Source organism: Ferruginibacter sp. SUN106, from assembly GCF_050611765.1.
Taxonomy (GTDB): Bacteria; Bacteroidota; Bacteroidia; order Chitinophagales; family Chitinophagaceae; genus Ferruginibacter.
Genome location: NZ_JBODJC010000004.1, coordinates 403,897 through 415,904 on the forward strand (window position 1 = coordinate 403,897; position 12,008 = coordinate 415,904).

The following is a 12,008-nucleotide window of genomic DNA, read 5'->3' on the forward strand; positions in this document are numbered from 1 at the left end:
TTAAAATATGAAAAAATCAAATTATAAGGTTATAGCATTTATTTTGTTTTATTTCTCAGTTCTGTCTTCATGTTCTTCACAGAAATTGGTTTACGAGCCACTGGGAATAATGGATAAACCCTTACCGACTATTGAAATAATTACAAAACAATATAAAGATTTGAATAGAAATGTATTTACAGTAGATAAAAAAACATTTAGTTTATTATTGAAATATGTTCGGAATAAATTAAACGAAAACCCAGTACAAATTAAGACTGACTATGAATACGGGTCTTACAAAATAATTTATTTCTGGGGTTCTAAAAAGATTGAATATATAATTGAATCAAAGGAGAAAAGTCGTATGTTCTTTCAGGGGCAATTGGAGTTGATTAACGCCAACACAAAATTCTATAAGGAAATAGAAATACTATTAGCAAGAATACTATAGTGATCTATTCAGATAATGTTTCCGGTAATGTTTGGCCTTAAAAACCATGTAATGCAGAATATAAACGTACCTAAAAATGGTTATCTTTATGTGTACTGCAGCAGCGAGAGTAATATAATTGTTCAGACAGAATAGATCAATTATATAAGCAGCAGAAACTTCACCTGATTTTTTGTTGTTATTATTTTCCGAAAGCTACTTCTCTTTCTGGTGCGGATACAATCTTAGATAATCTTTCTTTTTATAGAGATACGGCAGATGTCATTATAATAAAAAGAAAGGATAGTGCTATTATTGCCAATCTTAAAAAAGGTATTTGTTTTAACAATACAGGATTAATTAGTGAAATAAAAAAATGGTGTAAAACCTCAAGAGTAGTTGCAAAAATAAGGTCAGAGGTAAATTTTACACTGGAGGGGTATATGGAATTTTTAATTAAGTTTAAGAAAACCAGGGTAATAATTGCGCCTTTTCTTACAAAAAATAGAACAATATATAGTTTATCAACTAATGAAATGGAAGGAATTTATTTTATGTCAATCGATGTAATTAAATCATTAGAAAAAAAAGAACAAGTTAACTTTTTTAAAAAGCTCAAGGATTGGGATTATAAATAAAGAATTTAAAATCTTCGCAAAGCCAATAATTAAGGATCTTTTTTATTTAATAATAGTTGTCCGTTATAAATGGCTCAGTGTATAGAGAAATGAGTTTTTTATAACTAATTTTATTTTGCGTTTATCTTATTTTAATAACTCTATATTCTGGGTTGATGATAGTTATTGATTTTCGTAATTTGATACTCTCGCCAAAAGCTTTACATCATCTATTAGTAATTTCGATAACTGTCCTTTATTCTCCATGAATTTTGTCCCGCTTCGCCGGGATTTTTTTGTATCCTTGATCGGCTATTCTTCTACAACTGTAAAACCCTGATCGTGATAATAATACCTCAAAACATTTTTATAAACTTACTCAATTCGTCTTCCCGTTCCTGTAACCAAAATAATGTCATCACTGCTTTTTGAGGAAGGGTTTTTAATTCGATCAGTTTGATATTCATATTGGTGCCACGAACTGAAGAAATGGGTTCAATGGAAATGCCAAGTCCCGCTTCTACAAGGCGTAGTACACCTGCAGCATGCGCTGACTCATGTGCTACTTTTGGTTTAAAACCATAAGCCTGGCAGATCTGCAAAATGGTTTCAACATAGCCCGTACCTGTGGAAAGCTGCGGTAAAATAAATATTTCATTTTTTAAAATAGACAGATCAGTGATTCTTTTTTTTGCTAAAGGATGGTTACCTGGCAAGATCAACACAAAATTTTCTTTGTATAAAATTTTTGAATTTATTTCGGGAGGTAAGATAATATTGGGAGCAATGCCAATATCCGTTTTTCTCGCCAGCAGCATTTCTATTTGCCGGAAGTTGGAGGCTTCCTGTACAATAGTTTTAAAGAGCGGCCATTTATGTTTAAGTTGCACTAAAAAAGAAGGCACCACGGTGTTCATAGCAGAACTTGAATGGGCCACTTTTATTTCGCCTGCTTCACCATTATGCAATTGCCCTGTTCGTATAATTGTTTTATCCAGGTCTTGTACAATTCTGCCAGACTCTTTTTGAAAAAAGATACCTGCTGCAGTTAAGGAAACAGTACGTTTGCTCCTGTTAAATAATAAAGCGCCCACTTCATTTTCCAGCAATTGTATTTGCCTGCTTAAAGCTGGTTGTACAATATTGATCTGCTCAGCAGCTTTTCTGAAATTGAGTGTATCACATAAAACAAGGAAATTTTTGATTTGCTGAATATCCATTGTAATCAAAATATGTTATCAATCAATCAAAATTAAGCATTTTATTGTATCGATTAAACGGTGTTGCTTTGCTCTTTAAGAAACTAAATCTTTTCAATCAATGACTTTACCAGCATCAGGGCAGCCGGCATTAATTCTTGTCGATATTCAAAAAGGGTTTGACAATATAGCGTATTGGGGAGGGCAAAGAAATAATCCTGATGCAGAAGTAAAAGCCAGTGAATTACTCAGTTATTGGAGAGAACGTCAATGGCCTGTTTTTCATATCCAGCATTGTTCAACCAATCCATTATCTCCTCTCCACCAAACCAATGCCGGCAATGCATTTAATGATTTGGTTACGCCGGCACAAGACGAAGAAATTATTAAGAAGAAGGTAAACAGTGCATTCATCGGCACTTATCTGAAAATGCGCCTGGAACAGGCTAACATTACCACGCTTGTAATTGTTGGTTTAACTACTGACCATTGTATTTCAACTACGGTAAGAATGGCTGGCAATCTGGGCTTTCAAACTTTTTTGGTAGCTGATGCCACCGCCACTTTTAATAAAAAAGGAATTGACGGACGGAATTATCCTGCTGAACTAATTCATGAAACGGCTCTTGCAAGTTTGAACGAAGAATTTGCAATAGTGGTAACAACTTCTTTTATAAAACAAAATATCTAATCTTAAAAATTTATGAACGAAATAAAACAAAAAATGCTGCTTGCCGAGCAAAAGGCAAAAGCATTATTTAATACTGTTGAGGAACGTGGATTAATAATTGCGGGAAAGTATGAATCGCAATTAATTGAAGAAATTGTACAAATAGCCAGGGCAGATTTTGGAATTGAAAATTACTGGCATAAAAAAATTGTACGTGCCGGGATTAATACAATGCAACCTTTTAATAGTAATCCGCCTGATAGAATTATACAAGATGACGATATCGTGGTATTAGATTTCGGCCCCATTTTTCAAGGCTTTGAATCAGACTTGGGAAGAACTTATGTTATAGGGACTGATCCTGTAAAACAAAAAATAAAAAAAGATGTTGAAACTGCATGGCATGAAGCGAAGGATTGGTATAATGATCAAAGCAGTCTCACCGGTACTGAATTTTTCAACTATGTGATCGATCTGACAAAAAGATATGGTTATGAATTTGGAAATGCAATTGCCGGGCATTTAGTTGGGCTGTATCCTCATGAGCAACCTGATGATCCTAAAGATCTGTGTTTTGATATTCACCCGGATAATCACAGCAGTATTTTGCTTTCAGATAAAAATGGTAACAGCAGGCATTGGATATTAGAGATTCAATTTGTAGACAGGGTGAATAATATTGGAGGTTTTTTTGAGCAGCTATTGGACCAGGTATAATGAGAGGTTAAATCTTTTGTTTGTGTCTTAAAATTAAATCCGTTGCAGAGCAATCGCAATGGATTTTTTATTCCACTATATTAATTTATCCTTCTCTTCCAAATGATGGATATGGTAAAATATGTATCAGCTTATCTAATATTTTTGTGATGAGTAACTTAGAGGGCAGGTTGCGTAACAAAGCCCTTGCTTCTTTAGAATTATTAAAATGAAATGCTGCTGCTGATTTGTTGGTACCGATTTTTACAGTGATACCAAAGGGCCTTACTACTTTAAACATATCTTCATCTGTAACATCATCACCAATAGCTATAATAAAATTATAATGACCGCCTGTAATGTAAGCTAAGGCAGCTTTACCTTTATTGATCTCACTGCTTTTTATTTCAATTACTTTATTTCCCTGCAACATGTGTAAAGGTTGATCGGCAATTAAGTAACGGATATTTCCCATCAACTCATTCGCTCTAAATTCGCCAATACCACCTTCCACACCCCGGTAATGCCAGGCCAGTGAATGTGATTTTTCTTCTACAAATGAACCCGGAGCCCTGTCTGAATACACTTTTAAAATCGGTAACAGTTGTTTTTTCCAATCTACATTAAACTGTATGGTTTCCTCCCAGTTGCCGCCGGCTTTTTTTAACCACACACCATGCTCTGCCACCATATCAACTGCCATGTTTCCAAACCATTCCTCCATAGTGGTGTGTTGTCTTCCGCTGATGATCACTACCTTGTTGCCTTCATCATTTACCAGGTCCTGCAAAATATCAAGTAATTCTTTGTCTGGCGAAACTGCATTAATATCGGTAGCAAAATTTACCAGCGTACCATCATAATCCAGCAACAGCAATCTTTTTTTTGCTCTTACATAACGATTACGAATGTACTGACCTGTAAAGAAGTTCAGGTATTTGGATACTTCAACCTGCCTTGGTTTTTCCATTTCGTTCAGGCGATGCATAAAAGTTTCCACCCAATGATGCACATTGTACTTGCTTACCAGTTCCTGCATCTGTTTCATTCTACGTTGTTGTTCTGTGGCAGGCATATTTAATGCAGCAAGCATGGCATGGCTTATCTCAACAATATTGTTGGGATTAACAATAATGCTATCAATCAATTCTTTTGCAGCGCCTGCCATTTCACTCAGTATTAAAACACCATCATGCGACACACGACTGGCAACAAATTCTTTGCACACCAGGTTCATCCCGTCACGCATGGGTGTAACCAAACACACATCTGCAAACTGGTATAAGGCCGATAGCATTTCTATAGGGTAAGAGCGATAAAAGTAATTGATCGGAGTCCAGGTATTGGTTCTGTGCCGTGCATTAATATTGCCTACCAGTTTATCAATCTCGTTTCTTAATTCCTTATACATGGCCACTGTATCTCTCGATGGCACTACGATCATGTATAAGGAAACTTTTTCTCTCCAGTCGGGGCGGTTCTCCAATAACAGATCAAAAGCCTGCAAGCGTTGTAAAATACCTTTACTGTAATCTAACCTGTCGATAGTAAGAATGAGCCGAACATTGGTAAAACTGTTTTTTAAATGTTCAATATGCTGCAGCACTTCTTTATCATTTGTGAGGCCGATAAATTTTTTATCATCAATTCCCATAGGAAAAGATTCCACCACTATTTTTCTGTCGTCATGCAAAACAGTGTTCAGCGAAGATTTTACAGAAAGAATATGACTGCTGGCACCCAGGAAATGCCTGGCATCATCGTAAGTATGAAAGCCAATAAGATCAGCACCTAACAATCCTTCCAGCAATTCTGCACGCCAGGGTAATAGCCTGAATAATTCAAAAGAGGGAAAAGGAATATGCTGAAAAAATCCAATGGTGGCCAGTGGTTGTGCTGTTCGTATCATTTTAGGTAACAGCAATAAATGGTAATCATGTATCCATACCACATCACCCGGTTGATAAATTTTTAAGAAGGCATCACAGAATTTTTTATTTACTACGTTATAATATTCCCAGTATGAATTTTCATAACGGGCATAGGTTGACATGTAATGAAACACGGGCCATAAAATCTCATTGGAAAAACCTTCATAATACTGGTTGATCTCTTCATTGGTTAAATAAACAGGATGCAGGTTAAGCGCTTCCAGTTTTTTATCGATCTCTTTTTTCTGTTGTTCATTATCTACAAATAATCCCGGCCAACCCAGCCACACACTATTACCATTTTTATAAATTGAACCAAGGCCTGTTGCAAGGCCACCTTCACTGGCTTGAAATGTATAGTTGCCATCTTTAACTGCAATCTTAACCGGTAATCTGTTGGAGATGATAATTGTTTTTCCCATAAAGTGCTTTTCTATAGAAGGGTTATTATGCTATAGTCAAACATTATACCATAAAGTTAAAAAGCTAAGGATTGTATAACTGCACAGCTCATAACTGTTAGTTTTTCTATTGATGATAGCTTTATCTTTAACAATGAATTCAGTAAATTAAAAAACGATTAAAATTGCTATAGAATGAAAATCGGATTATTTGGCATTGGCCTTGACACTTATTGGCCGCAGTTTGAAGGTTTACAGGAACGCCTTAAAAATTATTTGCAACAAGTAGAAAATAAATTAGCGGCTATTAATCCCGGTATTGTAAATGCAGGGTTGGTTGACACTACCGACAAAGCGTTTGCTGCAGGAAAATTATTTAAGACCGAAGATGTTGATATTATCTTCTTATACGTTACCACTTACGCTTTATCATCAACCGTATTGCCTGTTGTGCAAAGAGCAAAAGTGCCTGTCATCATTCTCAACTTAGCACCCGAAGCTGCCATTGATTACACGTCTTTTAATGCAATGACAGATCGTACAAAAATGACAGGAGAGTGGTTAGCGTATTGTTCTGCATGCCCTGTTCCTGAAATTGCAAATGTGTTCAGCCGCACCGGAATAAAATTTCACCAGGTAACAGGTATGTTGCATAACGATGATGAATGCTGGAATGAAATTACGGAATGGCTGCAAGCAGCAAAAGTAGCACACATCATGGCATACAACCGTATGGGCTGCATGGGGCATTATTACAGCGGCATGTTAGATATCTACACTGACCTTACTAAACAATACGCTTACTTCGGTGGGCATATTGAATTATTAGAAGTGGAAGAATTAGTAGCGCATCGTAAAACAATTACCGAAGCAGAAATAAAAGACCGGATAAAATTATTGCACGAAAAATTTGATGTGCAACCCGATTGCTCTGAAAAGGAATTAGAGAATGCAGCTATCACTTCTGTTGCATTAGATAAATTAGTAGCACAACACCAACTCGGCTCAATGGCTTACTATTACAAAGGTTCAGGCAATGCAGAAAATGAAAATGCCATTGCATCCATCATCATTGGTAATTCTTTATTAACAGCAAACGGCATTCCTGTTGCAGGAGAATACGAAATAAAAAATGCACAGGCCATGAAGATCATGGATAGCTTTGGTGCCGGCGGATCTTTTACAGAATACTATGCAATGGATTTTACTGCCGATGTAGTGTTGATGGGGCATGATGGCCCCGGCCATATAGCTATTGCAGAAGGTAAAACAAAAGTACGTCCGTTAGGAGTGTATCACGGAAAAGTAGGCAGTGGTTTATCTGTTGAAATGTCGGTGAAGAACGGCCCCGTAACTTTATTATCTGTTGTAGAAACAAACGATGGTAAATTAATGTTACAAGTTGCCGAAGGTGAATCTGTTGCAGGCCCGATATTACAAATTGGTAATACCAACAGCCGTTATAAATTTTCTATCGGCGCCAGAAAATTTACTCACGACTGGAATAGTTATGGCCCTGCACACCATTGCGCTGTGGGTATTGGTCATATCAGTTCTAAAATTGAAAAATTAGGTGCTTTATTAAATATGCAGGTAGTAAAAATTTGTTAATAGGGTGGGTCACCCCAATAAGGGTGGCTCACCCCGTTCACAGGGAGCTACTTTTGTTTTAGCCCGGTGAGCCACTCTTTAAGGAGTGACCCACCCAATCACAATAATATTCTTCGTTATGAAAAAAAATAAAATACCTCTTTTACTTATTGCAGTAATTATCTCCTCAATAACAAACGCACAAACCATTTCCAAAACATGGGTTGCAGATAATGGCGATGGCACTTACAAAAATCCCATCATCAATGCAGATTACAGTGATCCTGATGCTATTCGTGTAGGCGATGATTATTACCTGGTCAGCAGCAGTTTTAATCAAAGCCCGGGCTTGCCCATTTTGCATAGTAAAGACCTGGTCAACTGGACCATCATTGGCCATGCCTTACAGCAACAACCACCCATTGAACATTTCAGTAAAGTACAACATGGCAATGGTGTGTGGGCACCATCTATCCGTTATCACAACAATGAATTTTACATTTATTATCCCGATCCTGATTTTGGAATTTATCTCACCAAGGCAAAAAATATTTCAGGCCCATGGACAGAACCTGTATTGGTACAGGCAGGCAAAGGCTTGATTGATCCTTGTCCGCTTTGGGATGATAACGGTAAAAATTATTTAGTGCATGCATTAGCCGGCAGCAGGGCAGGATTTAAATCTGTTATATTAATGAAAGAGTTGAATGCAGCAGGGGATAAAGTGATCAGTGATGGGGTATTGGTATATGATGGGCATGAAGCAGATGGTACTATTGAAGGGCCTAAAATTTACAAGCGAAATAATTACTATTACATTTTTGCACCCGCTGGCGGAGTAAGTACTGGTTGGCAAACTATCTTACGCAGTAAAAATATTTATGGCCCTTACGAAAGAAAAGTAGTGCTGGAACAAGGCACTACAACTACCAACGGGCCACACCAGGGCGCCTGGGTGCAAACACAAACCGGGGAGGATTGGTTCATTCATTTCCAGGATAAAGATGCTTATGGAAGAGTAGTGCATTTGGAGCCAATGAAATGGTTAAACGACTGGCCGGTAATGGGCGTGGATAACAATAATAACGGTATAGGAGAGCCGGTAATGGTATTTAGGAAACCAAACATTGGAAAAAAATACCCGGTAATTACACCTGCTGAAAGCGATGAATTTAATGATAGCAAAACAGGCTTACAATGGCAATGGCATGCCAATACCAAATTAAACTGGGGCTATTGTTATCCTTTTAAAGGTGTACTACGATTTAATAGTGTACTAAGGCCGGATACGGCAAAAAGTTTGTGGGATATTCCCAACATCCTCACTCAAAAATTCCCTGCAGAAGAATTTACAGCCACTGCAAAATTTTTATTTACACCAAAGACAAACGGAGAAAAATTTGGCCTGGTGGTTTTAGGTATGAGCTATGCTGATATTGCCGTTACCAAAAAAGCAGATGGACTTTATTTAAGTTATGCTAAATGTATTGATGCCGAACATGGCAAACCCGAAACAGAAACTGAACTGACAAAAATTTCTTCCGGCGATTTATATTTTCAATTAAAAGTAACCAAAGATGCTGTTTGTAGTTTTAGCTACAGCAGCGATGGAAAAATATTTACTGCTATTGCTGAAAATTTTAAAGCCACACCAGGCAAATGGATCGGCGCAACAATGGGTTTCTTTTGTACCAGAACGCAAGTGATCAATGATGCAGGATTTGCTGAGGTGGATTGGTTCAGGGTAGAGAAGTGAGGGCGAAGAGAGAAAATTTTCAATGTTGAATATTCAACACTCAATGTTCAAAATAAAACGCATAGTTTACAAACTTGCTACCATGAAACATGCATCTAATCAAAAGTATTTGCCTTTTATTGAAATTTGAAATTTGAAAATTGAGTATTGAACATTTGTCTTCCTTTTCACTGCTTACTCTTATCCACAAACTCCCTTCTGTACATCGAAGGCGTAATTTGTTTGATCTGCTTAAACTGTTTACTAAAATGCGCCCAGCTATTATACCCGCTTTCGTAACAACAATCCATCACTGTTTTATTGGTGGTAGTTAATAATTTACAGGCATGACTCACCCGCAGATCCTGCAAAAAATTAAAGTAGGTCTTCTTGATATTCTTTTTAAAAAAACGGCAGAAAGTGGGAATACTCATCTCTGCAATGGCAGCCACTTGCTCCAATGTAATGGGTTCTAAATAATGTTTAAAAGAATAATCAATGATCTTTTCAATAGCTGGATTGATATTGTTATCTGGTGATGAAAAATCCTGTGTTAACCTGGCAAAGCTATTGGAAGAACTCATTTTCTGCAACGCCTGCAGCAACAGGTTAATTCTGTCAAATCCTTTAGCAGTTTCCATGCTCAATAATAAAGCGGTGACTTCTTTTTTTAGTTTATTGGATAATTGGATGGCATCATTTTTATTTAAAAATGTGAACACATGTTTAATCTCCGGCAATAAAAAAAAGCTTTCACCAAAAACATCTTTTTTAAAATGTGCCACTACCGCATCACCAATCATTTTATGGTGGCGTTTACGAAAGGAATGAGGGATATCACTGGCAATAAAATAAATATCCCCGGTTTTATATTCACCAACAAAATCTCCTATCATGGCAGTGCCATGGCCTTCGGTTATAACGATCAGTTCACATTCCTCATGTTTATGCCAGCTGGTTTCAAAATCCGGCGTGCGGTAATGCCGGCAGGCAAAGGAATATTGTTCTTCTACATGAATCTTTTGAATTAATGTTCTCATTATTATTTAAAAGCGTTTTTACCAGGGAAGTCAAGTCTTAAAGACTTGACTTCCCTCAGGAATTTCTCAAGATACAAAGCCGTAAAAGCCGTTATATTATCATTTTTAAGGCCTTAAATTACTATAATTTGATAAGATAGCATATTTTATTTCTAAAATAGCAGTTGTATAAACAGCTAATTAGATACAAATTTGATGTTCAAAACGGTTGTGAACTGTAGTTTAAAATTGCTGTATGCTTTTATTAGGAATTGACCTGGGAACATCGTCTGTTAAAGTAGCTGTAATTGATGCTGCCAATGGTAGTATCCTTACATCAGTACAATACCCCGAAATTGAAACGGCCGTCATTGCCCCGCAACCCGGTTGGGCAGAACAATCACCTGATGAATGGTGGAACAATGTGCAGCAAGCAATATTGAAAGCACATGCACAAAACAAGTACAATCCTGCAGACATTAAATCTATCGGCATCAGTTACCAGATGCATGGTTTGGTATTAGTAGATAAAGACCAAAACGTTTTACGCAACAGTATCATCTGGTGCGATAGCCGTGCGGTGGAAATTGGTAACAAAGCTTTTGATGCTATTGGCCACGAAAAATGTTTATCGCATTTATTAAATTCTCCCGGCAATTTTACCGCCTCTAAATTAGCATGGGTAAAACAAAATGAACCGGAAATCTATAACCGCATTGATAAAATAATGTTGCCTGGTGATTTTATTGCAATGAAATTAACCGGCGATATCACTACTTCTATTTCCGCTTTATCAGAAGGTATATTCTGGGATTTTCAGCAACAGCAATTATCTGATGACGTATTTAATTATTATGGTTTTGATAAATCGGTGATACCTGCTATAAAAGATGTATTCACTGATCACGGTACTATAAAAAATGATATTGCAGCAAAGCTTTCATTGAATAATAAAGTGACTGTAACGTATAAAGCCGGTGATCAACCCAATAATGCTTTATCGCTAAATGTACTGGAACCTGGAGAAGTAGCGGCCACTGCAGGCACTTCAGGAGTTATCTATGGTGTGATTGATGAACTGGCTTATGATAAAAAATCCAGGGTCAATACTTTTGCTCATGTTAATCATACCGAAACAAAAAAAAGACTGGGTGTTTTGTTGTGCATCAATGGTACTGGTATTTTAAATCGTTGGGTAAAAAATATTACCGGCAATAGCCTTAGTTACCAACAAATGAACACAGCAGCTGCAGCAGTTGAGCCGGGCAGCAATGGCTTAGTGATATTGCCATTTGGAAATGGAGCAGAACGTATATTTGAAAACAAAATTCTCAACAGCGATATTCAGAATATCGATTTTAATATTCATACTACGGGGCATTTGGTAAGAGCAGCGCAGGAAGGTATTGCATTCGCTTTTAGATACGGATTGGATATTATGAAATCAAATGGCATTCAACCTAACGTAATAAGAGCAGGCAAAGCCAATATGTTTTTAAGTGATGTATTTACCGAAAGTTTTGTGAATGCCACCAATGTACCGGTTGAATTGTACAATTGCGATGGTAGTGTGGGCGCTGCAACAGGTGCAGGTATTGGCGCAGGTATTTACGCTTCCGCAAAAGAAGCCTTTCAAAATTTTAAACCGGTAAAACTGGTTGAACCAGCAAAAGAAAAATTATACGACGAATTATACAACAGATGGAAACAAGGCTTGGAAAAATCATTGTCGTGAGTG

10 protein-coding genes are annotated in these 12,008 nt (G+C 37.0%); 7 read left to right on the forward strand and 3 right to left on the reverse strand.

Annotated features, from left to right (window positions below; genetic code table 11):
• Window positions 1-7 precede the first annotated feature (7 nt).
• Window positions 8-433 (forward strand): hypothetical protein, encoded by a 426-nt coding sequence (locus ACQ334_RS17805; RefSeq protein ID WP_430989603.1) that lies wholly within the window; start codon window positions 8-10, stop codon window positions 431-433.
• Window positions 434-855: 422 nt separating this feature from the next.
• Window positions 856-1,050: a hypothetical protein gene (locus ACQ334_RS17810; protein ID WP_430989604.1), complete on the forward strand. Its 195-nt coding sequence runs from the start codon at window positions 856-858 to the stop codon at window positions 1,048-1,050.
• Between the two features lie 335 nt (window positions 1,051-1,385).
• Here the strand turns inward: ACQ334_RS17810 and ACQ334_RS17815 are convergent, their stop codons facing one another.
• Entirely contained in the window at window positions 1,386-2,249 is an 864-nt protein-coding gene (locus ACQ334_RS17815) for a LysR family transcriptional regulator (RefSeq protein ID WP_430989605.1), read from the reverse strand.
• 100 nt (window positions 2,250-2,349) lie between these two features.
• Between ACQ334_RS17815 and ACQ334_RS17820 the strand changes: the two genes are divergently transcribed.
• Complete coding sequence (locus ACQ334_RS17820) at window positions 2,350-2,919, forward strand: cysteine hydrolase family protein (protein WP_430989606.1); 570 nt, start codon at window positions 2,350-2,352, stop codon at window positions 2,917-2,919.
• Between the two features lie 12 nt (window positions 2,920-2,931).
• Window positions 2,932-3,615 carry a M24 family metallopeptidase gene (locus ACQ334_RS17825; protein ID WP_430989607.1) on the forward strand — a complete coding sequence of 228 codons (684 nt, stop codon included), beginning with the start codon at window positions 2,932-2,934 and terminating at the stop codon, window positions 3,613-3,615.
• A gap of 85 nt (window positions 3,616-3,700) precedes the next feature.
• On the opposite strand, the gene ACQ334_RS17830 is transcribed toward ACQ334_RS17825, so the two are convergent.
• On the reverse strand, window positions 3,701-5,947 hold the full coding sequence (locus tag ACQ334_RS17830; RefSeq protein WP_430989608.1) for a bifunctional alpha,alpha-trehalose-phosphate synthase (UDP-forming)/trehalose-phosphatase: 2,247 nt from the start codon (window positions 5,945-5,947) through the stop codon (window positions 3,701-3,703).
• Window positions 5,948-6,121: 174 nt separating this feature from the next.
• On the opposite strand from ACQ334_RS17830, the gene ACQ334_RS17835 reads away from it, so the two are divergent.
• Both ACQ334_RS17835 and ACQ334_RS17840 read left to right on the forward strand, forming a co-directional pair.
• Window positions 6,122-7,537 (forward strand): arabinose isomerase, encoded by a 1,416-nt coding sequence (locus ACQ334_RS17835; RefSeq protein WP_430989609.1) that lies wholly within the window; start codon window positions 6,122-6,124, stop codon window positions 7,535-7,537.
• A 118-nt stretch (window positions 7,538-7,655) separates the two neighbouring features.
• Window positions 7,656-9,272 (forward strand): glycoside hydrolase family 43 protein, encoded by a 1,617-nt coding sequence (locus ACQ334_RS17840; RefSeq protein ID WP_430989610.1) that lies wholly within the window; start codon window positions 7,656-7,658, stop codon window positions 9,270-9,272.
• Between the two features lie 167 nt (window positions 9,273-9,439).
• On the opposite strand, the gene ACQ334_RS17845 is transcribed toward ACQ334_RS17840, so the two are convergent.
• Window positions 9,440-10,291 carry an AraC family transcriptional regulator gene (locus tag ACQ334_RS17845; RefSeq protein WP_430989611.1) on the reverse strand — a complete coding sequence of 284 codons (852 nt, stop codon included), beginning with the start codon at window positions 10,289-10,291 and terminating at the stop codon, window positions 9,440-9,442.
• 235 nt (window positions 10,292-10,526) lie between these two features.
• Here ACQ334_RS17845 and ACQ334_RS17850 point away from each other — a divergent pair, with 235 nt between their 5' ends.
• Entirely contained in the window at window positions 10,527-12,005 is a 1,479-nt protein-coding gene (locus ACQ334_RS17850; protein ID WP_430989612.1) for a xylulokinase, read from the forward strand.
• Window positions 12,006-12,008: the final 3 nt, after the last annotated feature.

What these genes read in the sequence shown, in the direction of transcription:
- ACQ334_RS17840 (WP_430989610.1), top strand. Translation starts at nt 7,656, where the DNA reads ATGAAAAAAAATAAAATACCTCTTTTACTTATTGCAGTAATTATCTCC.
- ACQ334_RS17825 (WP_430989607.1), top strand. Translation starts at nt 2,932, where the DNA reads ATGAACGAAATAAAACAAAAAATGCTGCTTGCCGAGCAAAAGGCAAAA.
- ACQ334_RS17820 (WP_430989606.1), top strand. Translation starts at nt 2,350, where the DNA reads ATGACTTTACCAGCATCAGGGCAGCCGGCATTAATTCTTGTCGATATT.
- ACQ334_RS17810 (WP_430989604.1), top strand. Translation starts at nt 856, where the DNA reads ATGGAATTTTTAATTAAGTTTAAGAAAACCAGGGTAATAATTGCGCCT.
- ACQ334_RS17850 (WP_430989612.1), top strand. Translation starts at nt 10,527, where the DNA reads ATGCTTTTATTAGGAATTGACCTGGGAACATCGTCTGTTAAAGTAGCT.
- ACQ334_RS17830 (WP_430989608.1), bottom strand. Translation starts at nt 5,947, where the DNA reads ATGGGAAAAACAATTATCATCTCCAACAGATTACCGGTTAAGATTGCA.
- ACQ334_RS17845 (WP_430989611.1), bottom strand. Translation starts at nt 10,291, where the DNA reads ATGAGAACATTAATTCAAAAGATTCATGTAGAAGAACAATATTCCTTT.
- ACQ334_RS17805 (WP_430989603.1), top strand. Translation starts at nt 8, where the DNA reads ATGAAAAAATCAAATTATAAGGTTATAGCATTTATTTTGTTTTATTTC.
- ACQ334_RS17835 (WP_430989609.1), top strand. Translation starts at nt 6,122, where the DNA reads ATGAAAATCGGATTATTTGGCATTGGCCTTGACACTTATTGGCCGCAG.
- ACQ334_RS17815 (WP_430989605.1), bottom strand. Translation starts at nt 2,249, where the DNA reads ATGGATATTCAGCAAATCAAAAATTTCCTTGTTTTATGTGATACACTC.